Here is a 24,426-nt window from a genome sequence, read left to right as displayed (position 1 = left end):
CACTAGTTTATTTTTTATAGCTATAGAAATATTCTGCTATAATAAACCAAGCCCTTTTTTAATTTCCCGCAGCATATAAAGACTTGATTCATCTGCTCGATCTTCTTCCCCGAACACGGCAACTGTAACGATACCATCGAATTTGATTTCACGTATTTTGGCCCAAAGCACGTCCCAAGGAATATCACCTTTACCAATATCCATGTGTTGGTGTACCGTACAAGGGGCACCCGGCGGGTTCACCACATATCGAAGACATGATGATGCTCTATGGTTATAAGTATCGGCAATATTAATATGCTTTAACAGCGGCCCAGCATAATCCAGCATGGCAGAGATATCACCTATGCCATCATCATAATAATACGTATGAGGCACAGCATAAAAATAACCAATAAAGTCTTTATCCAGGCCGCGGATAATGTCTACCGCTTCATTGTTCCGTTCAATAAAATCAAATGGATGGGCTTGAATATGAAGGTCAATTCCCTCGCTCTCGATAATTGGCAGAAGTTCTTCCATCGAACGCATAAACATCTGTTCACATTTATAAGGCTTGTCATTATGGCCGGTAAATTCTGTATTCAACACATCAACGCCCATTTCAACAGCCACTTCCATGCACCGTTTCCAGTTTCTCACTGCCGCTTCTCGATCTTCTTCTTCCGGACCAGCCCAATGCTGCATCGGTAACAAAGATGAAAGGTTGACACCTGTATCACGCAAGGCATTTTTGAATTCTCTTATTCTAGCTTTATCTACTCGAGGATATTTATAAAACGGAAAGAAATCCTCCCGAGGTGATAATTCAATATATTCATAACCCAATTCAGCCACTTTATCGACCATTTTTGGAATCGGAAGGTGCCGATACATATATGGATCCAGGGCTAGTTTCATTTTTACTCCTCCATCCTCAGGTTAGCTGGTTTATTTCAATTATTACTATAAAATTTATACGGTTTCCGCGATTGTCTTTTTATAAAAGTCCGGTTTTTTGCTTAATGCAACAGGCTCCTGTTTTCCGGTTTGCTGTGCTTTCACACAAGCATCTGCGGTTACAGCAGCAATATAGCCATCCCAGGAAGAAGGTCCATCAGGCTGGCCCGTTTTTTTGATAGAATCCATAAAGTCTTGTAATTCTTTATCATAAGCATCGATAAAGCGATCTTTCCAATCTGTTAAAATACTGGTCCCTAAATTAGCGTTTTTACGAAAGCTGATACTTTGAGGTTCCGGCAATTTCACAATCCCCTCTTCGCCAACTACTTCGCATTGAATATCATAACCATACCGGCAGTTTACAAACACTTCAACATCGATTACGATACCGCCCTTCGTCTCAATAATAAACACTTGCGGATCACGTAAATGCTCCAATGCATGATTTGATTTCTTAGGGAAATGCACTTGTACAGATTTATATTCATCGTTTACTAACCAATGCAATACATCAATTTCGTGAATCAACGTATCGACAACCGCCATATCTGTTGTATATCGCGTTTCGACTGTAGGATTGCGGTGTGCAGCATGGATCATCAGCGGTTCACCAATGAAATGATTATCAATCGCTTCTTTTAACTGTACATACCCGCTGTCATACCGGCGCATAAAGCCAACTTGAACAAGGCGTTTGCCATGCTTCATTTCTGCCTCGACAATGCGCATGCATCCTTCTGCCGTCGTCGCTAAAGGTTTTTCACAGAAGACATATTTACCTGCTTCAATTGCAGCCAACGCACTTTGTTCATGGGCGGGGCCCCAGCTTGCTATAAGAATGGCATCAACATTCTCTGCGGCAATCAGCGATTTATCATCTGGATAAATGACAGCATCGATCCCAAACAGTTCAACCGTTTGTTTGGCTGCCTCTTGATTCACATCTGTTACAGCGACAATTTTTCCGCCTGATAACGTATTAGTAATCCTTCTAATATGCTCGCGTCCAATCGCGCCAGTTCCGATTACACCAAAATTTAATGTCATAACAATGCCCCTCCATTTTTTAGTCCCTGGTTCTTGTTTTTTCATATATGTAGCTCCTACACAGAAACAAGCAGCAATTTTTCATCAATATATGTGCGGGCGATAAGAGCATATTCTAATGGGTGAGCAATCGATGGATCTTGTTCCGCTTCCACGACAATCCATCCCTTATAATGGTGCTCAAGTAAAGTCTGGTACACTTTGGTAAAATCGATGCAGCCATCACCTGGTACCGTAAACATGCCAGTTAAGAATGATTGCAGGAATGACTTTCCTTCCTTCTTACATTGCTCCGTAACTTCCTTTCGGACATCTTTGAAATGGACATGCTTGATTCTGTCGATGTGTTTCGTTAACAGATTCAGATAATCACCATCCGACACCAAGATATGCCCTGTATCATAAAGAAGGTGAACATGTTTTGGATCGGTATTCTCCATCAGCCGATCAATTTCTTCCATAGTTTGGACACCAGTTCCCATATGATGGTGATAGACCAATTTCAAGTCATACTCTTCGGCAATCTTCCCAAGCTCATTGAGGCCATGGCAAAGTGTTACCCACTCTTCATCAGGAAAGTAAGGCTTTTCTAAAAAAACATTTTTAGTTGTTGCTTGGATGCTGTAGGTCTGTTCGGAAACAACCGCCACATCTGCATTTACTTCTTTTAAATACTGGCAATGCTTATGGAAGGCTTTTGCAGCAGCATCGATTCCATCCCGAATAATAAAGCTGCTGAACCATTGCCCTGCAATTCTAAGGTTTCTTAGTTTAAGCTCCTTGTTCAAGACCTTTGGTTCAGGGAAGAACCCTCCCACTTCCGTTCCTTGGAAGCCAGCTACCACAATGTCACTCAATAAGTGAGATAAAGTATTTTCGGCTCCGATTTCTGGTAAATCATCATTTCGCCAGCCGATAGGGGCTATTCCCCATAAAATTTGCTGGTGTTTCACTTTGTCCACCTCCTGTATTAATATTGCTTTGCAGTTCTCAGTTTTTGTTGTTTCAGCTCGTAGGCATTATTAACGCCTTCCTGTCCTGATACTTCCGGTACTCCCAAGTTCCACCAGCTGCCCTCATAGCCATCCGTCATTGTTTTTGGCAGCACTTTCATTTCAATCAATGTCGATTTATCCTGTTTCTTGGGCATCTTCCAAAGCTGCTTTTAGCTCTTCAACAGTATTGGCACGATATGATTTTGCGCCATACCCTTCTGCTACCTTTGCATAATCAATATTTAAAATTTGGTTATCCTCAGTTCTGAATTCACAATAGTAACTGCCATTTCCAAAATCCATTTGCAGATTGTTTATGCACCCAAAACCAGAATTATCAAATAATAGGACATTAATCTTCCTATTGGTTTGAATGGAAGTAATAAATTCCGAATGGAGCATCAGAAAACTGCCATCCCCAACTATTGAGTATACTTCTTTCGCAGGGTCGGCCAACTTCAAGCCCAATGTTCCTGACACTTCATACCCCATACATGAATAACCGTATTCGACATGATAGGTGTTTGGCACTTCAACATGCCACAAGCGCTGCAAGTCTCCTGGTAGCGAACCGGCCGCACATATAATAATGCTGTCAGGGTTAATTGTGTCATTAATCGCAAGCAGTGCCGTCGTTTGCGCCAATTCTGTGTTTAGAGCATCGGCATATTCGTTTAATGTCTCTTGTGAGAAATGATTTTTAATTTCAGGTGTAAAATGATTTCTATTAAAGGTTACTTTACTTAAGCGATCACGCTCGGCATACCATTCATCTCTGAGTTCGGTAATAGTCGAACCAAATCCGCTCTCGTATCCCTCTAACAAAGGTGTTAATGCTTCAATAGTTGTTCTGGCATCAGCTACTACCGGGAAGGCATCGAGTTTATAAGCCTGTAATCGGCTAACATTGATATTTAAGAATTTGGTTGTGTCAAAGTTAAATAGCGTTTTAGATGAAGTAGCGAAGTCTGTGAACCTAGTGCCTACACCAATAATTAAGTCAGCTTGACGCGCAGCTTTGTTTGCAGCCATGGTTCCTGTTATTCCCAAGCCCCCTAAATTATTATGAAAAGAGGACTCAACTGTGGATTTACCAGCTTGCGTTTCTACTAACGGAACATTATATTTTTCCGAAAACTCCATTAATACTTCACGAGCTTCGGAATATTTGGCTCCGCCTCCAACTACAATCACTGGCTTTTTACTTGCTCTAATTATTTCAGCTGCACCTGTTAATTCCCGCTTAGATGGGGGGGTTCGATCAACGTAGTGAACACGTTTTTCGAAGGATTTTAAATCATAATCGAATGCTTCTCCCTCAACATCTTGAGAGATACATATGGTAGCCGGACCTGATTTAGCAGGATCAGTCATGACTTCAAATGCACGAATTAGACTTGACATCAATTGCTCTGGGCGAGTAATCCGATCCCAATACCTTGAAACAGGCTGTAAGGCATCATTTGTTGTAATTGCAAGACTGTGCTCGTGTTCTAACTGCTGTAAAACCGGATCAGGCTGACGTGTAGCATATGTATCAGCCGGCAGCAGCAAGATTGGAATATTGTTTGCCAATGCTGTTGCTGCAGCAGTAACCAAGTTTGCAGAACCTGGTCCGGCTGAGGTGGTTACAGCATATATCTTCTTGCGAAGCAGTTGCTTCGAAAATGCTATGGCTGCGTGGGCCATTCCTTGTTCGTTCTTTCCCTGGATTACTTTCAAATGGCCAGAGTCCTGTTCAAGCGCCTCGCCAAACCCCAGTACATTCCCGTGTCCAAAGATATTAAAAATACCTTCAACGAACGGAAATTCCTCCCCATCGATATGAACATATTGCTGATTTAAAAATTTGATTAAAGCCTGGGCGGTAGTTAATCGAACCGTTTTCATCTTCATTCACCTCTGGTCAAACCGAAATGGTTTTAGCATTTGCAATTAATTCGTCAATTTCCTTTACTGTGGGCATAGCCTCAGAAGAACTATGTTTGCTTACCACAATCGAAGCAGAAGCACTGCCATATTTTAAAGCGGTTTCAATGTCTTTCCCGGAACTCAGAGCATACAGGAAAGCAGAAACATAAGAATCGCCTGCGCCAAAGGTTTTTAAAACCTGAGTTCTGTATGCGTGGCCTCTGAATGTTTCCCCGGATTTTGCATAGGCATAGGATCCTTCTACTCCATGTTTAATGACGATTAAGGTAGGGGAATGCTTAAATAGATAGTGAATGGTGTTTTCGTTATGGCCTTCCTGGGTATTTTCCATTACATCAAATTCATCTCGCGTTCCGATTACCACATCGGAGCGTTCGGCAACCAAAGAATAATAGACTGCTGTCTCTTCAGTTGATTTCCATGTGTATGGACGATAATCCAATTCAAAAATGACTTTTACATCGTTTCTCTTTGCTAGAGTAATAGCTTTTAATATTGCTTCACGAGACGGGCTTTTTGCCAGCGCAGTACCTGAAACAAGCAATACCTTTGATCTCTTTATGTAATCTTCCTCTACCTCGTTCGGCTCCAAATAAAGGTCTGCAACATCTTGCCGGTACATTAAAATACTGCATTCTTCCGGACTCTTAATCTCCGTAAAGGCTAACCCCGTTTTATGCCCTTCTTGATCGACTATCATATTGGATGTATCGATTCCGACACCGCGCATATAGCTTTCGATAAACCTGCCATGCTGGTCATCGGAAACTTTACCGATAAATCCGGCCTTCAGCCCTAATTTTGAGGCACCGATAGCAATATTAGCCGGTGAACCGCCTACATATTTTGTAAACGTCATCGTTTCTTCCATTGGACGGTTATACTCGGTTGCATTTAAATCGATGCAAGCACGGCCAATTGCAATAATGTCGAACTCTCTTTCCTTATTAAACTGAAATTGCATATCAGAAACAGCTCCTTAAGAATATTGTTAACGTTTTAGAATCCATTCATGATCCGGATCATTGTGGAATTTCCAAATCCGTTTTGGACCTGCCATTACATTTAAATAATAGGAAGTGTATCCATCCGGCACACCGACTGGATGATATCCTGCTGGTACAATAACGACGTCACCGTTCTCTACTGTCATCGTTTCATCAAGTGATCGATCATCTGTATACACACGCTGGAACACAAATCCTTGCGGCGGGTTCATTTCGTGATAATAGGTTTCTTCTAAAAAGGATTCATCAGGTAATCGATCTTGATCGTGCTTATGTGGAGGATAGCTTGACCAGTTTCCACTTTCTGTGAATACTTCCACAACTAATAAACTATTTGCAGATGGGTCTGAGTCAGGCAGAATATTGTGTACTAGTCGTTTATTATAGAGGATTCCTCGATTTTCCACGCTGTTATCGGAAGCTTTAATTAGCTTGGTTGGCATTTGTTTTTCGGAAGGTGAATAGCATAATGCCACACGAGCTTGAGTGACAGCCTCTACTTCAAAGCTGCGATTATTTGAGACGTACACACTATCTGTAGGTTTCTTATCAAACACGCTCTCGCGGGTACCAATGTCTTCGAATGATTGTTCATCATCCGTCACATTAATTTTTCCGGTTAATGCCACAATGCAACATTCTTTATTGGCAAGTGTTTCCGAATAGTGGGCTCCTGGCGTCAGATCCACAATTTTAAATGCAACATATTCCAAAGGTGAATTTTCTTCCGTTACATCATGAACAACGGTAACTCCTGGTGAAAGTTCCCCTCTTTTTGGTTTTCGAAGCAATTTATTCATGCGATCACCTCTTTTTTCTTATTTATATTCGAACCTGGTTGGGGATTGGATTTGAACAGAAGAGAGCCTCCTTATGCAATACTTGTGCAAAAGTAAACTCTCTCTGTTCCCGTTTAATCTATTATTCTAAGAAATGTGATGTAGTTTGGTTTATTCAAATGATGGTGCTTTATAGCGCGCTGTTACTACCTTTTTACGAGTATAGAAGTCCACGCTATCTTTTCCATTCGCATGTAAAGTACCAAAGAAGGACGACTTCCATCCGGAGAATGGGAAGAAGGCCATTGGAGCTGGTACCCCTAGATTAACTCCCAGCATTCCTGCGTCAATATTTTCACGGAAGTATCGGATCGATGAAGCATTTGATGAAAAGATACATGCACCATTGGCAAATTCTGAACGATTGGCAATTTCAACAGCTTCTTTCAGGTTTTTCACTCGAACAATCGACAATACTGGTGCAAAAATTTCATCTTTCCAGATCGTCATATCCGCTGTAACACCCTCGAATATAGATGGACCAACAAAAAATCCTTCATTCAGCACACGTTCACGGCCATCAAGTACCAGTTTCGCTCCCTCTTCAATACCTTTTTCGATATAATTTAGGGTGCGTTTTTGATTCTCTTCTCTGATAACAGGACCAAGGAAAATGCCATCATCCAAACCATTCCCCATTTTAATGTCTTTCGCTTTCTCAACCATTTTAGCTAAAAACTCATCGGCAATTCCTTCTTCCACTGTTATGACAGAGGCTGCCATACAACGTTCACCAGCTGAGCCGAATGCTGCCCCGATAATGTTAGTCGTTGCATCTTCTAAATCAGCATCATTTAAAACAACAACATGGTTTTTAGCACCGCCCAACACTTGGACACGCTTTAAATTCTCGCTGGCTTTTTTATAGACATATTCTCCAACAGGTTTGGAGCCGACAAAGGAAATAGCTTTCACTTCCGGGTCATCCAAAATGCCGTTAACAACGTCATGAGCACCGTGAACGACGTTAAATACCCCCTTCGGAAGTCCTGCTTTTGTAAATAGCTCTGCAAATTTTTCAGTTAATAATGGTGTTCGTTCCGATGGTTTCAAAATAAATGAATTGCCTAGCGCAACGGCCATGGGGAACATCCAGCACGGTACCATCATTGGAAAGTTGAATGGTGCGATTCCTCCAACAACTCCAATCGGATAGCGGTAATTAGCGGCTTCCACATCTGTTGCAATGGTAGAAAGTGAATCTCCCATCATTAAGGTCGGTGCCCCTGCAGCAAATTCGACATTTTCAATACCGCGAAGAACTTCTCCTCTTGCTTCGGAAAGAGCCTTGCCATTTTCGATTGTAATTAAATTCGCCAATTCTTCTATATTTTCTTGTAATAATTGGTGAAAATTAAACAAAACTCTGGCCCGCTTTGGAACAGGGACGTTCTTCCACATGTCAAATGCCTTTTTTGCGGCTTTTACCGCGTATTCTATATCTTCTTTAGTTGAATGTGGTACCAGGGCAATGACTTCTTTAGTTGCCGGGTTGTAGACCTCTTCATATTTCGTTGTGTTACTTTCAACCCATTCACCATTTATGTAGTTTTTAAGTTTTCTTACTTTGGTTATCACTTCAGTCATCTGTCTTCCTCCTATCATTCACTTAAGTAATAAATCTATTTTCATCTGAAACGATTATGAAGACTTTCACCATTGATTGTTACTTCCTCACGGTGTATAAAAATGATGAAATTATATTTTGGCATTTCCTTTTAGTTCACCAATCTTTCTTTTTCCATCTCCTTCTGTGTATTTATTTGTTATGTTTTGGTTATATGTTGGATATATTTGATTTCATATTATATGTTAAAGCGCTTTCAGTCAACCATTTTTTAATTATTTAATCAAACCGTTACTATTGAACTAAAAATGTCGATAATGCTTTAGTAAATCCTTACTTATATTCAAGATAAAATGGTGAGATTTACGACCGAATTCTTCAATTTATGATCGGAAACAGTTTTATGACCGAATTTCTCGAGATAGACCGCACTCTCAGTTTATGAAGGACAAAATTAGGTGAATGAGCGAGGGAAAAGTTTCTATTTAACGATTTTAAACACTAATCGAAAGTAAAACCATGCCATAAACAAGAGAGTGTCCTTACTTTATTAACTCCCACTTAATTCTCGCTTATCCAAACAGTACATGATTATTGCTCTCCACTTTGTAATCCACAATTAAAAAAGGGTCAAGCAGAATGACCCCAAATATCAATTACATACTGAACGATTTCACCTTTTCTAAAGTAAAGGCTCTGTTAAATTCCATTGTTGATTTTCAAATGGTCATGGAATCTACTCGCTTTCCGCGGACGAACTGGCAAGCCTCCTCACTCGTACCTCGCTGCGGGGTCTTGCCAGCCCGTTTTTCCGCTGGAGTCTCGCAGATTCCCTTCCCAAAAACAACATTATCGTTTAACAGAGCCAAAGTAAAAAAGACTCCCATCTTTTGTTCTATGAAGCTGAAATAACTCCATGTACAAAAAGATTGGTTCTACTTTCTTATTCCGCATTTTTCAGAGCTGAGATTTTTTTTACATGGCATGTAGAATTCCCCACTATTAAATCTGCAGGCAAATATACTTTTTCAATCTCTTTTTCACCATTGACCATCTCTAATAACTTGGAAACCGCCAATTGTCCGATTTCTTTCTCCTTTTGTTGCAGATGGGTAAACGTCCAGCTGCTTAAGCGATGTTCCGGTTCGTCAAAACAGAGAATAGAGATATCCTCAGGCACTCGAAGGCCGATCTGTTGTGCAGCTCTTTTTGCCAGTTCGGCGATTTGGTATTCTAGTGCAAATAAAGCGGTGACATGCGGATTTTTCTTTAGGTATTTTTTAATGAGCTCGATGTCTTGTTCGCTGGTTGCTTCTGGCAGGGGAAGGGTACTCTTGATTTCTGTACACCATAATTCCCGATTTACCATTGCATTCCGTTCAGCATAAGCTTCGACAATTCCGTCAAAACGGTCTTCAATGGTTGTCGTCTCGATCGTTCTTGGTGAAAGGACACCAATTTGGTCATGGCCTAATTCAAACAGATAATCGACTCCAATTTTGGCAGCCTGCACATTATCAGAGGAGATGGCAGTAGCCCGAACACCTTTAAATGATCGGTCGATTAAGACCATCGGGAATTGGTCTACAACCATTTTAAGGATTTCCGAGCTATAGTGTTCGGCCTGTGCCGGATAAATAAGCAGACCATCTACACCGAAGTCGAGTAGCTCTTTGATCACTTTCTCCTCCTTATCAGGTAAACCGAAAGTCTGCTTTAAAATTATCAGGCACTGTTCATCCGAAGCCGTTTCAATACTCGAAATGAGTTTTGAACTATAGCTATCGTGAAAGTTCGTAATGATTAGCCCGAATAAGGGTTTGCGGGTGCGCTTTGAGACGAATCCAATCTTCGTATCCAGGTTCTCGGAAACGAATGTCCCTTTTCCCTGAGTCCGGTATACAATTCCATCTTCGACAAGCTCTTCCAATGCTCTCTTGCTTGTAATGCGGCTGACCTGAAAAGCGTCAGATAGCTCTTTTTCAGATGGAATCCGATCACCCGTCTTGTATTTTCCATCTATGATATCTTTCTTCAATGATTGATAAACTTGTTCATATAGCGCTAAGATGGTGTCCACCCCCAATTTTCTGCCTGTTTACCATGGAGGAGGAAATCTCTCTGTTCATGGCATACCTTATTTTTTCACTTGAACAATGAATGTTTTAATCTCATAGGGTTTGATGTCAAACTCAAATGATTGATTTTCTTCTTTTTCTTCTATGCTTCTTTCCATTAAATCACATTCTTGCCATGAAAGGATATTCAATTCACTGGTTACCTCTACCTTGCCTCTTGCACCGGTGAACTCATGCATGCGGATAATCACTTCATCGCTGTCTTCTCTCTTTTTCACCGCATCTACGATTACATTCTGTGCACTGACGGAAAACAGCGAAACTCTTTCAGAATAGCCTTCCGTGTAAGTCAACGGATTGTTTAGCGCCCATGCTTGCTGAACCGTTCCGCCTTCATACCAGCTTCCATTATGCGGCAGCAGCGAATAGGTAAACTGATGCTCTCCTTGATCAGCTTCAACATCTGGATAGATAGCCGACTTTAGTAGAGTCAGCCTCATCACGTTATCTTTTATATCGTGGCCATATTTGCAATCATTCAGTAAGCTGATTCCATATCCTGTTTCGGACAAATCGGCCCACTGATGTCCGACGGTTTCAAAACGGGCATAATCCCAGCTCGTGTTCCAATGGGTCGGACGCTTCACATTTCCATATTGAATATCATATGTGGCTTCTGTTGCCCGAATATCCACAGGGAATGCTACTTTTAGCAATTGTTCCCGCTCACACCAATTAACAGTTGTTTCAAAATCAACACGAGGATTTTTCGCATAAAGTGACATCTTCTGTGTGATCGTTGAACTGCCGTATGCCCATACAAACTGAATCACGCTGCGGATTGGCCCTTCTTCAATAACTTTACTTTCTATTAAATTTGAAATCTCTTTCATTTTATCCTGATAGTAAATATCGATATCCCATGCGTCATATCGCATTGGTTTGTCTTCAAATATCTGGAGCACATTCCCGACAGCGTTTGGAGCTAACACATTGCGTTTGTGTTTGCGGTCGTAGATTTTGGTTAACTGCCCATTTTCATTCCAGTCTATCTCGTAATAAGGGGTGGATATGTTATTTTCGGAAACAGTAAACACGGATCGTCCCTCTTTTTCACCAAGTTCAGAACGAATCGAACTCTTGCCCAGAGAAGGAACTTGTTCCACATCGACCAGCCATTCTCCATCCGAAGTGAGCTGAGAATCAAGCACTTTACCTGTTTCGTCCTTCCAAACGATTCCCTGTTTGGAAACTGTGTTAACTTTGACTAAATCGTCTCGTTCCCATGAAGAGGAATTAAAGATGGTAATGCTCTCCTGTTTCTGTTCTGTCAAAGACTCGGATGCATTCTTCCATGCATTTGCTCCTAACTTGTGTGCCTCTTCATACTCCAGCTTACTGTCTTCATATACCTCCCGAATCGAGGAGCCCGGAATAATATCGTGGAATTGATTGCGCAGGACAATTTTCCAGCTATCCTCAAGTTCTTGTTTCGGATAGGAAGTCCATGAACCTATCAATACACTATTTAAGGTATGGAGCCATTCTGTTTCGCGAAGGAGGAGTTCCATTTTCCGGTTCATCCGTTTATTGTAGGCCTGGCTCGTGTATGTTCCCCGGTGATATTCTAAATATAGTTCTCCATCCCATGTATGAACATATTGATCTGTGTTATCTACCGTTTCATGAAGACGCTCAAAAAACTCATCCGCTCTTCCTGTTTTGACAGCCGGCAAACCCGGCATTTTATCCAAGCGCCTGCGCATTTCCAGCATTTCACGATTGACGCCGCCACCGCCGTCTCCATATCCATAGGAGAGGAGTAATTCCTGATTGACGGCTTTGTCCCGATAAGCTTCCCAAATGCCCTTTACCGTGCGCGGGGTAATGCGGCCGTTGTATGTGTAGAACCAGTACTCATCTTCCGGAGTGGTGATAAAGTGCGTTAGAATTTCTGTTCCATCAATTCCTCTCCACTTAAAGGTGTCATGAGGCATTTTATTATACTCACTCCAGCTTATCTTCGTAGTCATGAATGTTTTAATTCCTGATTTCACTAGAATTTGCGGAAGGGCCCAACTGTAGCCAAATACATCCGGCAGCCATAGATATTGGCATTCCTTCCCGTAATTTTCCCGGAAGAACTTTGTGCCTAGCAATAATTGCCGAACAAGCGACTCACCCGACGTTAAGTTGCAATCAGCTTCCAGCCACATTCCGCCGTCTGTTTCCCAGCGTCCTTCCTGAATTCTTCTCTCGATTTGCTGGTAGATATCCGGGTAATCCTTTTTGATATAGTCATATAGTTGAGGCTGGGTTTGTAAAAAGACATAATCCGGATACTGCTCCATTAAACGAAGAACGGTAGAAAATGACCGTGCTGCTTTTTCCCTTGTATGCTTTAAACGCCACAGCCAGGCGACGTCAATATGGGTGTGTCCAATAGCAGTAACAGTCACGGGATAATGATTCGGAATCTTTTCGATTTCTTCGTTTAATGCAGATTGCGCTTGATAAACACTGTCATAGAAGCTAGCTGAACCCGGGACAGACCAATCAATTAATAGAAATGCTTTATCTAGTGCCTTTAATAAGGTTTGTCTTTCCGGCTGAGACTCTTGCAAATATTTTACCGTTTCGATTGCAGCTTTTCCTGTATAGTAAAGATCGTCTGCCGATTCATCAAGACAAGCAACAAAAGCCGTCTTCAATTGATGCTCCTGTATGGTCGGCGTACCCCCGCCTTCAAGTCCAGACCAAAGCCGAAAACATAACTCGATTGTGCTGCCAGCTAAACTCCCGTCTATAAAGACTTCCTGATGATTCATATCCACACCTTGATACGGCATGCCATTTACATAGAGCAACGATTCAAATCCAGAATTATGTCCGCCGCCGGTCTTTCCAAAATCAAATACCCCGACAATTTTTTCACCTTTCCACTCATCGGGAATCGGAACCGCCGTTTTTAGCCATATGTACGTATCCCGGCCTTCCCACCTGTCTCGAATATTCATCGTTTCCCAAGTACCGCCGAACGGTGCTTTCTGTGCGACGATACCTTCTTCATCTAGCTGCGCCTGGAAGGATAAAACCGATTTTACGTCCCGATAACGATAAGCGTCCAATTCCTTAATCCGTTTTTCTAATTTCTCAATCGTCCAAAACATATCAACGAAACACTCCTTTTTCTCTCATAGAATTCACCCTTTTGAAGCACCGCCAAGGCTAAAACCCTGGGACATAAAACGCTGTGAAAATAGGTAAAGAACCACAGCGGGCATTGTATAAATCAATGAGAAAGCAGCCAGTTTTCCATACTCCACCATGCCATAGTTTCCAAAGAATTGGAATATCGTTACAGATGCGGGAAACTTGTCAGGTGTTTGAATCAAAATATAGGGGACAAAGAAGTTGCCCCAGCTTCCTGAGAACGTAAAGATCGCTACTGTACAAATTCCGGGAATCATCAACGGCGCAACAATTTTTCGTAATCCTTCCCAGACGGACGCGCCGTCTATCCACGCAGATTCTTCTAATTCGAGCGGAACGGCATCCATAAAGTTTTTCATCATCCAAACAGCGTACGGCAATCCGGCTGCTGTTAAAAACAACACAGTTCCAATCAGAGAGTCCTGCAGATTAATGTAAGTAAACAGTTGGTAGACAGGAACCATTACCGCCGTAATTGGCAGTGATGTCATAAACAAGATCGTGTACATAAACGGCCTTTTGAATTTCAAAGCATAGCGTGAAAGAGGATACGCTGCCAACCCCGCGACTACAACAACAAGAACAGCCTGCCCGAACGAGAGAAACAAACCGATCGCAAAAGAACGAAGAATCGCCGGATCCGTTAAAATAGACGTAAAGTTCGAAGCTGTCAAGGAATCCGGGCTTTTTAATGCCTGCTGGGCATTTGGGTCGACTGAGGCAACCAGTACCCACAGGAGCGGCAATAAAAATAAAATCCCTATTGCGGTTAATATGGCATATGGAAGGATTCTTTGGAGTTTGAAGCGACTCACTGTACCAACCCCCTTAAATTTTGACCTTCATAAATCGGATATAGATGACACTTGAAACAATTCCGATTAATAATAAAACGAGTGAAATGGCAGTTCCATAGCCAAGCTGATAGTTTACAAACGCCTGGTTATACATGTAAATCGGAAGAGTTTGCGTGGCCGACCCAGGTCCTCCGCCTGTCATCGCGAAAATTAAGGTAAACACTCCCAATGTTTGTAAGGTGACGAGAATCATATTGGTAACGATAGATCCTTTAACCATGGGAATGACAATTCTTACTAACACCTGTAATCGGGAAGCACCATCGATTACGGCAGCTTCTTCCACCTCTTTAGGCACATCATCCAATGCCGCCTGAAATACAAGCATCGAGAAAGCTGTCCCATGCCAGATATTTGCGATCACAACACTGACCATTGGAAAAGTGAACAGCCAGGTTACAGGCTTTAACCCTATATTCTGCATGAGCATGTTTAATGTCCCGTTATCACTTAAAAAGGCTACCCAGCAAAAGGCGACTACAATTTCAGGAGTAACCCAGCCGGCAATGACAATAATGCCAATGATCCTTCTAAATGTTGCGTTTTTTTCCTTCATCAGCACAGCCAAAATAAAGCCGAGCACCTGCTGTCCAATGACAGCTGAAAATAATAAAAAAACAATCGTATTTACCATGCTGATTCTAAAATTCGGATCCTGAAACATGGCAGTAAAGTTTTGAAATCCGGTAAACTCGAGACTCTGCGCTTCTGTTCCCGTTAAAGTGAGATTGGTAAAGGAAAAATAGAACGTTAATAAAATGGGGCCTACAAAAAAGATAAGCAAGATGATCCAAGTTGGCAGCAAAAAGAGAATCGATTGGAGAAGCGGGTAATCTTTTCTCCTTTTTTGCTTCACTTCAACTGCTGGTGACACAACCAGATTACTATTCATACCACACCCCCAAGTAGTAAGCTGCTTCCTTTCTGCGAGCGATAAGAAAGGAAGCAGAAAGCCTTATTTTTCAATCACATTATCTTCTCCAACAATATTCGTTACATTTTTTTGATACTGTTCTGCTGCCTTCTCTGGAGTTATCTTGTCTGTTGCAACATCTTCTACAAGAGATTGAATCTGAGTGGACACATTCGGATACTTGTCGACCGCGGGTCTGAACTGGGCATTTTCCAACAATTCAGTAGCTTCTTTGAACATTGGCATTTCCTGGTATTCAGGCTCTTGTGCGACATCGTCTCGTGGGGTTAAACTGCGGTCCTTCTTCAGGAGTGAGAGGTTCTTTTCTTTGCTGGAAGCGAATTTAATGAATTCCCAAGCTAGATCTTTATTCCCGGAATTCTTCGGTATGGAAAAGGCCCATCCTCCGGACATTGTAACAATACCAGGAGCATCGCCATTCTCAGTGGGCATTGGTGCAAATCCTAACGTATCAAAGGCTTCAGGCCATGGCGCAGGACCTTCTTCTCTCCATGTGCCAGTTTGCCAGATTCCGTCTATCCCCATCGCAAGCTTTCCTTTAGGCATTAATTGTTGATAAGCTATAGCACCGCCTTGTCCGTTCAGCACTTGAGATAGTTCTGGTCCAAGCTTGTCTTCATACACCGTATCAATGAACTTGAACGTATTGAGCAGACCATCGCTTTTTACAATCCACTTTTTGTTTTCATGGTCATATAAAGGTGTTTTTGTACCGTATAACAGCATTTCAAATGTTTGCATCGACGTAGCTTCCCCTGTGGCTTTTCCTGAATTCATCCAAATCGGGACGATACCGGGAGATTTTTCTTTGATGGTCCGTGCAGCCTGCAAAATGTCATCCCAGGTCTTTGGTTCGAAAGGAACAGGAAGGCCCGCTTTCTTAAAAATATCTTTGTTATACCAAATTCCACGCGAATCTGTATTGTACGGTACTCCATAAACCTTTCCGTCCTGCGCCATCACACCATTCTTCACATTTTCCGTAAAGTTATCCCATTCATCCCAGTCCTTAACTTCTTCATCCAACGATTCCAAATACCCTGCGCTAGCATCAGAATTCACCATGAACGTATCCTCGGTTACAAGATCCGGTGCGGTATTTTTTGATTTGAGCATAAGAGCGATTTTTGCGAAATAGTCACCTTCTGAAACATTAAGAGGGGCGAGCTTGATACTAGCATTCGGATGGTCTTTTTCAAATTCCGGAATGACCTCCCCCTCCAGCCATTGTGTCAACCCCTGATTACTGCCCCCACCAGAACGGAACGTTATACTGATTTCCTCCTTCTTTTTTCCATCTGTTGAGGAGGAGCTTTCATCTGAACATGCAGCACTAAACAACATGCAGCTGGCAATCACTGAAAAGGCCGCAATCTTTTTATACTTTTTTACTCCCATCAGAACCTCTCCCATTCTCTTATCTAATAATTTAATAGAATCAAACAATTCTGTAAGCGCTTTCAAATGTGAAGATAAAAAAATAGCAATCTCTTACCTTTCTAGGTGCGGATATACTCTGTATCACCTCATTTTATTGGAAAGGATATGTAGTCTCACCTATAATTTACTTGATATAGATGGTATAAGTCAATATATCTTTTATAATATTTTGAATATTTTCATAGTCATGTAATCCGCAATTAAACAGGGGTCAAGCAGTATGACCCCTACTCTTTATTACTATCAAACTTTTCGAGAAGATCTTACTTTAATCTCTTTCAATAGTTGTAATGCTTCTTCTTTGAAGACACAGATAACAATCTTTCTCTGTAACTCTCATCCATAAGCCTCCGTGAAAGCATTTGTAAAATTTTTAAGTGTTCATTACCTTCACTGTCAGTTGGATCCGCAATCATGAAAATCAACTTGGGAGTAACACTTTGTATTCCTTTTGGGTTTCTGTAATAGGATGGGTAAAGTTGATTTATACATTCATAATTGACAAATGAAACGTCTTAGTAGAATGAAAGCCCGTAAACAATTGATAAAAATTGGTTTACGGGCTTTCAACTATTCTTTCATCTTTATATCCTGTACCGCGCTAGCAATATCTTTTGCTGTCAATTTGTAGAATGACTTCAAATATTCTGTCTTTCCCACCCGACCGAATTGCTCTTTAACACCCACTCTTCTCAAAGATGTCGGACATTTTTCACTTAATACCTCTGCAACTGCACTGCCGAGTCCTCCGATGATATTGTGATTTTCCGCAGTAACCACCGCTTTTGTCTTTTGGGCATATTTGACGATGAGTTCCGTATCGATTGGTTTAATGGAGTACATATCTATAACCGTTGCCTCAATCCCCAGATCCAACAAAAGTTCGGCCGCTTTCAATGATTCTGCCACCATAATACCGCAGGCAATGATTGTTACATCCTTGCCTTCTTGCAGAACCTTTCCTTTTCCTTCCTCGAAAGTTTCTTCTTGATTATATAACTTAATCGCATTCTTTCTGATTGTCCTGATATAATGAATCCCGTATTCATGGGCGACCTTTTTTAATAAATATCTCAGCATCGTCGAATCACTGACTTCATAGACTGTTGCATTTGGGATCAGACGGACAAGGCCGAGATCCTCAAAAGCCATATGGGTTCCGCCATTATGTTCTGCGGTGACACCGGAATCTGAACCTAAAATTTTTAGGTTCAGCCGGGCATACGCTCCAGAAACGAATAATTGATCAAACGCACGTCTCGTCGCAAATTGAGCGAAGGTGTGAAGAAACGGTGTTTTCCCTGTGAGAGAAAGCCCGGCTGCCACGCCTGTCATATTTGCTTCCATGATCCCGCAGTTAATCAGCTGATTTGGGATTTGCTTTTGAATTTTATTTGTTGAGATTGCACTCATTAAATCCGCTTCGAGTGCGATAATATTCGGATTGGCCTGCGCCAATTCAAGTATTGTATTAGCATAGACCTGACGCATTTCAGTCGTTTCTGTTTCATACAATTCGGAAGCCGATTGAATCATCTAACCACACTCCTTCCCACTTTTCTTTCCAGGAGGTCGATAGCTTCCAGAATTGCTTCTTCATCCTCTTTAGTAGGACGCATATGATGATTGTCTGCCTTTTGTTCTAGATAAGGAACTCCCTGTCCTTTAATCGTGTCTAAGATGATAGCGATTGGTTTAGACGACTGGCCTTTTCCAAGGTTAATGGCTTCATAGATTTGCTCTAATGAGCTTCCATCCACCCTTTTAGTAAAAAATCCAAATGCGTTAAACTTTTCTACCAAATCAAGAGGATCAATAATTTCCTTTGTTGGACCATCCAGTTGCTTCTTATTGTCATCAACAAAAACTACGAGTCTGTTTAATCGATGGTGAGCTGCAAATTGAAACGCTTCCCAGCACTGGCCTTCATTTAATTCACCGTCACCCACAATCGTGTACGTATAGCTTTCCTGACCTGAAAGTTCATGGGAAAGAGCAACTCCAACTGCTACAGAAATCCCTTGCCCTAGGGAACCGGTTGTCATATCCACTCCGGGAGTCAAGTTGCGATCCGGATGCGATGGCAGCGTTGTTCCATTCTGGTTTAACGTGTAAAGTATGTCTTCAGGAAAAAATCCCTTTAAAGACAGGGCCGCATAGTAAGCCGGCCCGCCATGTCCTTTTGACAAAATAAAATAGTCGCGGTCTTCCCATTTTGGATTACTAGGATCCACATTGAGGACTTCGCCATATAAAACTGCCAGGGCTTCAACGATGGATAAACTCCCTCCATAATGCCCAAAACCCAGATGGTGTAATTCTTTTAATGTTAGTAGCCGGATCTGATCACGAAATTTTTCAATATGATCCATTGCAATACTCATTTTGGCCTCCTTCGGAAAAGCAGTAATTGCTACTATGCTTGGATGTGTTTCTTATCATTTTTGGATTTTTTTGATAGCCCTAACAATACAGCTACTAATGCCACTCCGATCACAAGAATCGTCACCCCTGTACTTCCAAATGAGTTGGCGATATTGCCCAGAATGATACCTGACGCAGCAAAGTCACTGTCGGAGAAAGTGGTATTAGCAAATCCTAGATCTCCAAGGACTGGCATTAGGAATACAGGAAGGAAAGTGATTAACAAACCGTTCGCAAACGAACCAATCGTGGCTCCGCGAATTCCACCTGTCGCATTCCCGAACACACCTGCTGTTGCTCCAGTGAAGAAGTGAGGTACGACACCTGGTAAAATGATAATCGCTCCTACAGCACCAAGTATGGCCATCCCGACGAGCCCGCCAAGGAAGCTGCAGAAGAAACCAATCAATACTGCATTTGGTGCATATGGGAAAACAACTGGACAATCGAGCGCTGGTTTAGAATTTGGGACCAATTTGTTCGAAATCCCCTTGAAGGCGGGTACTATTTCGGCTAACACTAGACGCACTCCTGACAGGATTACAAAAACACCGGCTGCGAATGTTACTGCTTGGATAACAGAGAATACTAGATAATGAGTTCCATTGCTCAATTCCGCTTCCACATAAGTTGGTCCGGCGAATAGGGCAATGATTACATATAAGATTGTCATAGTAAGGGCGATTGTTACCGAACTATCCCGCAGGAACCCCAGCCCCTTTGGAAAATTAATATCTTCAGTTGACTTCGAACCTTTTCCAACCACTTTTCCAACGTATCCTGATAGCGCATAACCAAGAGTGGAAAAGTGTCCAAAACCCACATTGTCATGACCAATAATTTTTCTCATGAAAGGCTGCGCAATAGCTGGGAAGATAGCCATAATTAAGCCGAGTGCGATTGAACCAACTATGACAAGGGATATTCCCTCAAGGCCTGATACAACCAAGATGATTGCTAACATACAAGCCATATATAACGTATGATGGCCCGTCAAGAAGATATATTTAAATGGTGTGAACCTGGCCACGAGAATATTAGCCAGCATTCCAAAAAACATAATGAGAGCAGTTGAGGAACCATATTTAGTTAAGGCCATTGCGACAATGGCTTCATTATTAGGGACGACCCCATTTACATGAAAGGCTTCCTGAAACATCTTTCCAAACGGTTCAAGCGCACCGACGAGAATACCTGCACCAGCGGCGATGACAAGGAAGCCCAGGAATGACTTCGTTGTTCCTTTCACAATTTCACTTGCCGGTTTTTTCTGAAGGATGAGCCCGACAAATGATATTAACGCGATAAGAACAGCAGGCTGGCTCAGTATGTCCATCATTAATTTGAGAAATCTTTCCCCCATTGCTTAATCCCCCTTTTAGCTTTTCTTAGAGTAATCCCTTTTGTTGCAAGGCTACCTTCAACTTTTCACGGATTCCATCCGTATCAATAATACTGTCAATGACGATAACTTCCCCTAAGTGTCCCATCCCATCGGCGATATCTTTGGCTGCAATGAACAAATCTGCCATGTCGGGTGTAGCTGAGCTTAAATCAGAATGGCTCACTTCTACTCCCTTGACACCCAGTTCATTTAAAATGTCTTGCACATTCATCTCTAACATAAAACTACTTCCAAGACCTGATCCGCATACGGCAAGAATTTTCATAATAAGTCCTCCAATTCTAGACTTCTAATCTTATAAATTATTAAACTTCAGAATACTCGTGGATAAGTCCAAAGACCTCATCCGAATTCTTAAAACTTTTTAACTTCTCTACATTTTCTTTTTTGCTTAATAGCTTTGTCAGTTGGGATAAGGCCTTCAAATGGCTGCTATTATCAATGGCGGCGATACAAAATAATAAAGAAACAGGAAACCTTTCATCATTCAAGAAGTGAACCGGTTGTTGTAACTTCAGAAAACTCATTCCAATTCGGTTAACCCCCGTTTCAGGACGAGCGTGCGGTATCGCAATTTCAGGTCCGATGATGATATAGGGACCCATTGTTTTGACATTATCGATCATGGCATCAATATAAGAAGGTTCGATCACTCCTTTCATTAGCAATGGTTTGGCTGCTACCTCGATCGCTTCCTCCCAACCCGATAAACTGTTTTCAAATTGGATTGTATCCTTCATAATTAGATCGGTTAACACTGGAAGATCCCCCTTGTTTGCTTCTGCTCTTTGTTGAAAGGATAATTTATTAAGAGCATCCTTCAAGCCTTTTTTATCAAAAATGGTTGCATAATTTTCGATTAATTGAATGATTTCCCTGGTGGATACTCCTTGGTGCTCTATACCAAATAAGTCTTGATATACCTCATTAACGAGGCTGCTTTTTTCAACCGGGGTCATGATGGGTTTCACTAGATAAAAGTTCCGTTCGGTTTGGAGCGGAACAGTAGAAAAGATAAGATCGATTTCTCTCAAACTACTACTATTGAATTCTTGCAGAGACATTGTTTTTTCGATAAACAGTTCAGAAAACAGTGATTCAAGCTGATGCTTGACCATTAAGGAGGAACTGATGCCGCTTGGACAAACGATGATTGCTACTTTCTTTTTTGGCAGCAATTGTTTTGGCTTCTCAAGCAGGGCACCAAAATGGATCGCGATAAAACCAATTTCTTCATCAGGAATCGTTATATTTAAAAGGGTTTCAAACGGAAGAAGCAGCTCCTTTACAATGATATAAAGCTCCTTATGTTCATTTTTGATCTGGTCTAAGAGCGGATTGCTGATTGGGATTCGATATTTCATCCGATAATAAGCAGGCTTGATGTGCTGATAAAGTGTTTCAACTACCTCGTTCTTTTTTTCGAAGGTTACGCAAGCTTTTGATTCAAATTCGGAAACGATTCGCTCACAAATACTCAAAAGGAAGTCATTCTCATCCTTTACAACAGTAGCATTCCCTAAGAAAACACCATGGAGCTGGATGATGAGATAACCAATTTCTGACTCTGTCTGCTCGAGACTCAGTAGTTGGGCAAGCTCGGTGGCAATTTCTTTAATCGGATCTTGCATTAGAACATCCAATTCATTACAATGCATGAACACCAGTTTTTTTTCTACATGCCTGAAATAGCAAAATTGAAGAAAGTAAGCAAATTGAATCAAACGGTCTTCCACAAAATCAAGTTCGAACTTCTTTGCAAGCATTTGAAGGGTTTGAGTAATTTGATCAAGATTACTCATTCGTTCAGACTTTCGCAGTAAATAGTGAATAATCTTTTCCCCATATGGTTTCTCCAGTAGCTTTGACAGGTTGTTCATCAGGAGAACCCTTTTATCAAACTCTGTCCCCTTTATGTGGTACCCTGATTTTCTGCTGTATTCAATTTTTATTAGGAGGGAGCTCATCTTGTGATTCATTTTTGAAATATCAGAGAGCACTGTATTTTTACTTACCTTTAACAGGGACGTAAAATGAACCGAAGAAATGGGTTCACTTCTGGCAAATAAGTATACATATATAACCAGGGCTCTCTCCTCTTCAGTGAAGACAAAGTCTTCTTCTGGCAGCGGCACGGTGGCAACAAATTCAGATACTATCTTCGGTATGAGAATGTATTGATTCCTAGAGTAGTGGATGGATGGCAGGTCTCTTTCCCTCAGCCAATAGTTGATCTTATCCAAATCATATTTGATTTGTCTTTTTGATAACTGTGTCTGATCCATGAGCTGCAACATCGTTGTTTTTTTTAGCCGAACCAGATGGCTAAATAAGATTGAAGGCCGTTCTTCTAACATCACAGGATCATCCCTCCTAAGAAAATTATAAAAGAAAGCGTTTACATTTTATATTTGATTTGGAACCAACTTTTGTTACGTAAGCATAACAAAATTGTGCTGAACACGGAAAATATACAATCTTGCAAGATTTATAAGGCTTATGTACAGGGTTATCATGTTCAATACTAGTTTAGTAAAAGGAGTAAAATCCAGATTAGACTAACTTCTATTTTGTAACTGTGCATCGTCTTAAATTTCATTCTTTTCGTTTAAATCACCGGAACTTCTAAAAGCACCCTCAAGAGATGGATGCCATATTCAAAATTCATTCTCTCATACTGCTTAGCATTATCCTGTCTCAATTCCCCGTGCTTCAACTACCGACTAATTCACTCTTCGCCAGTGCCAAGGCTCCACTCAAGCCAGCATTATCGCCAAGTCCTGGAGCAACGATATAACGATCAATATCGGATAGGATTTCTTCAGCTTGAATATAGCCGCTCAATAATGCCGTTACCTGTTTGCGAATCAACGGAAATAGCTGTTCCTGCTTCATGACGCCTCCTCCAAGGATTAACTTTTCCGGAGATAGAATAAGGATGTAGTTTACAAGAGCCTGGGCGATATAATAAGCTTCCATTTCCCAGACCAAATCTTGTGTTGAGAGCGTATCTGCTTTTTGCCCCCATCGTTCTTCAATAGCGGGACCGGCTGCCATGCCTTCCAGGCAATCTTTATGATAGGGACACTTTCCTTCATAACGATCATCAGGATCTCTGCGAACGATAATATGTCCCATTTCAGGATGCTTCAAGCCGTGTAGCAGCTGGCCTTCGACAATGGCACCAACCCCAATTCCTGTTCCGACTGTCATATACGTACAGCTGTTAAGTCCTTTTGCGGCTCCCCATTGCAACTCGCCAAGGGCCGCCGCATTCACATCTGTATCAAAGCCGATCGGAACATCTACGTGCTTTCGGATTTCGCCCACTAAATTAAACTGCTTCCAAAATGGCTTGGGTGTGCTTGTTATGTAACCGTAAGTCGGGCTGGTCTTGTTCAAATCAACAGGCCCAAATGAGCCAATCCCCATTGCCTCGAAATCCTTCCCTTTAAAAAAGGCAACCACATCTCTCATGGTTTCTTCCGGAGTTGTAGTTGGAATGCTGATTCTTTCAATTACCTCACCATGCTCGTTTCCAAGTCCGCAAATAAATTTTGTACCTCCCGCTTCAATTGCAGCTAATCTCATAAGTAAACTCCTCTTCATCTTATTTATTGGTGAAAGACGCCCGCTATGCTGTTTCTTTATTTGTACTTATAAAAATCCCCTTCAAGTACAAGTGTAACACCCTCACGAGTAGATTGGGCACATACACTGCATACTTAAAGGAGATCATTTCACCT

Annotated in this window: 19 protein-coding genes and 1 pseudogene; all 20 read right to left on the bottom strand. The window is 41.6% G+C overall.

Annotated elements, in window-relative coordinates; all coding sequences use genetic code 11:
- Positions 1-36: 36 nt before the first annotated feature.
- Entirely contained in the window at positions 37-900 is an 864-nt protein-coding gene (locus LQ216_RS13680) for a sugar phosphate isomerase/epimerase family protein (protein ID WP_230130034.1), read from the bottom strand.
- Between the two features lie 54 nt (positions 901-954).
- Complete coding sequence (locus LQ216_RS13675; RefSeq protein WP_230130116.1) at positions 955-1,989, bottom strand: Gfo/Idh/MocA family oxidoreductase; 1,035 nt, start codon at positions 1,987-1,989, stop codon at positions 955-957.
- Positions 1,990-2,045: 56 nt separating this feature from the next.
- The gene (gene iolE / locus LQ216_RS13670; RefSeq protein ID WP_230130033.1) at positions 2,046-2,942 is read right to left on the bottom strand and encodes a myo-inosose-2 dehydratase; all 897 of its coding nucleotides are present in this window, start codon (positions 2,940-2,942) and stop codon (positions 2,046-2,048) included.
- A gap of 17 nt (positions 2,943-2,959) precedes the next feature.
- Positions 2,960-4,874 (bottom strand): annotated as a pseudogene (gene iolD / locus LQ216_RS13665) (3D-(3,5/4)-trihydroxycyclohexane-1,2-dione acylhydrolase (decyclizing)).
- Positions 4,875-4,890: 16 nt separating this feature from the next.
- Positions 4,891-5,880, bottom strand: a complete 990-nt coding sequence (gene iolC / locus LQ216_RS13660) for a 5-dehydro-2-deoxygluconokinase (RefSeq protein WP_230130032.1) — start codon at positions 5,878-5,880, stop codon at positions 4,891-4,893.
- Between the two features lie 27 nt (positions 5,881-5,907).
- Complete coding sequence (gene iolB, locus LQ216_RS13655) at positions 5,908-6,723, bottom strand: 5-deoxy-glucuronate isomerase (RefSeq protein WP_230130031.1); 816 nt, start codon at positions 6,721-6,723, stop codon at positions 5,908-5,910.
- Between the two features lie 150 nt (positions 6,724-6,873).
- Positions 6,874-8,337: a methylmalonate-semialdehyde dehydrogenase gene (iolA, locus tag LQ216_RS13650; protein WP_230130115.1), complete on the bottom strand. Its 1,464-nt coding sequence runs from the start codon at positions 8,335-8,337 to the stop codon at positions 6,874-6,876.
- Positions 8,338-9,048: 711 nt separating this feature from the next.
- Positions 9,049-9,198: a hypothetical protein gene (locus LQ216_RS13645; protein WP_230130030.1), complete on the bottom strand. Its 150-nt coding sequence runs from the start codon at positions 9,196-9,198 to the stop codon at positions 9,049-9,051.
- A 74-nt stretch (positions 9,199-9,272) separates the two neighbouring features.
- Positions 9,273-10,409, bottom strand: coding sequence for a GntR family transcriptional regulator (locus LQ216_RS13640; protein ID WP_230130029.1), 1,137 nt, complete (start codon positions 10,407-10,409; stop codon positions 9,273-9,275).
- Positions 10,410-10,466: 57 nt separating this feature from the next.
- A complete protein-coding gene (locus LQ216_RS13635; protein WP_230130028.1) occupies positions 10,467-13,577 on the bottom strand; it encodes an alpha-mannosidase in 3,111 nt (1,036 codons plus the stop codon).
- A 33-nt stretch (positions 13,578-13,610) separates the two neighbouring features.
- On the bottom strand, positions 13,611-14,435 hold the full coding sequence (locus LQ216_RS13630; RefSeq protein ID WP_230130027.1) for a carbohydrate ABC transporter permease: 825 nt from the start codon (positions 14,433-14,435) through the stop codon (positions 13,611-13,613).
- 13 nt (positions 14,436-14,448) lie between these two features.
- A complete protein-coding gene (locus LQ216_RS13625) occupies positions 14,449-15,369 on the bottom strand; it encodes a sugar ABC transporter permease (protein WP_230130026.1) in 921 nt (306 codons plus the stop codon).
- A gap of 63 nt (positions 15,370-15,432) precedes the next feature.
- A complete protein-coding gene (locus LQ216_RS13620; RefSeq protein WP_230130025.1) occupies positions 15,433-16,809 on the bottom strand; it encodes an ABC transporter substrate-binding protein in 1,377 nt (458 codons plus the stop codon).
- A gap of 320 nt (positions 16,810-17,129) precedes the next feature.
- Complete coding sequence (locus LQ216_RS13615) at positions 17,130-17,339, bottom strand: PTS sugar transporter subunit IIA (protein WP_290369274.1); 210 nt, start codon at positions 17,337-17,339, stop codon at positions 17,130-17,132.
- A gap of 82 nt (positions 17,340-17,421) precedes the next feature.
- Complete coding sequence (locus LQ216_RS13610) at positions 17,422-18,387, bottom strand: transketolase C-terminal domain-containing protein (protein ID WP_230130024.1); 966 nt, start codon at positions 18,385-18,387, stop codon at positions 17,422-17,424.
- Positions 18,384-19,235, bottom strand: coding sequence for a transketolase (locus LQ216_RS13605; protein WP_230130023.1), 852 nt, complete (start codon positions 19,233-19,235; stop codon positions 18,384-18,386). The genes LQ216_RS13610 and LQ216_RS13605 overlap by 4 nt, the downstream gene beginning before the upstream one ends.
- 32 nt (positions 19,236-19,267) lie before the next feature.
- On the bottom strand, positions 19,268-20,638 hold the full coding sequence (locus tag LQ216_RS13600) for a PTS ascorbate transporter subunit IIC (protein ID WP_230130022.1): 1,371 nt from the start codon (positions 20,636-20,638) through the stop codon (positions 19,268-19,270).
- A gap of 25 nt (positions 20,639-20,663) precedes the next feature.
- Positions 20,664-20,945, bottom strand: coding sequence for a PTS sugar transporter subunit IIB (locus tag LQ216_RS13595; RefSeq protein ID WP_230130021.1), 282 nt, complete (start codon positions 20,943-20,945; stop codon positions 20,664-20,666).
- A gap of 40 nt (positions 20,946-20,985) precedes the next feature.
- Positions 20,986-23,037, bottom strand: coding sequence for a BglG family transcription antiterminator (locus LQ216_RS13590; RefSeq protein WP_230130114.1), 2,052 nt, complete (start codon positions 23,035-23,037; stop codon positions 20,986-20,988).
- 355 nt (positions 23,038-23,392) lie between these two features.
- Positions 23,393-24,271, bottom strand: coding sequence for an ROK family protein (locus LQ216_RS13585; protein WP_230130020.1), 879 nt, complete (start codon positions 24,269-24,271; stop codon positions 23,393-23,395).
- Between the last annotated feature and the right edge of the window lie 155 nt (positions 24,272-24,426).

The organism is Bacillus sp. CECT 9360 (assembly GCF_918741275.1).
Lineage (GTDB): Bacteria > Bacillota > Bacilli > Bacillales > DSM-1321 > Peribacillus.
The sequence above is the reverse complement of the archived record's forward strand: the minus strand, read 5'-3'. Positions and strand labels throughout refer to the sequence as shown.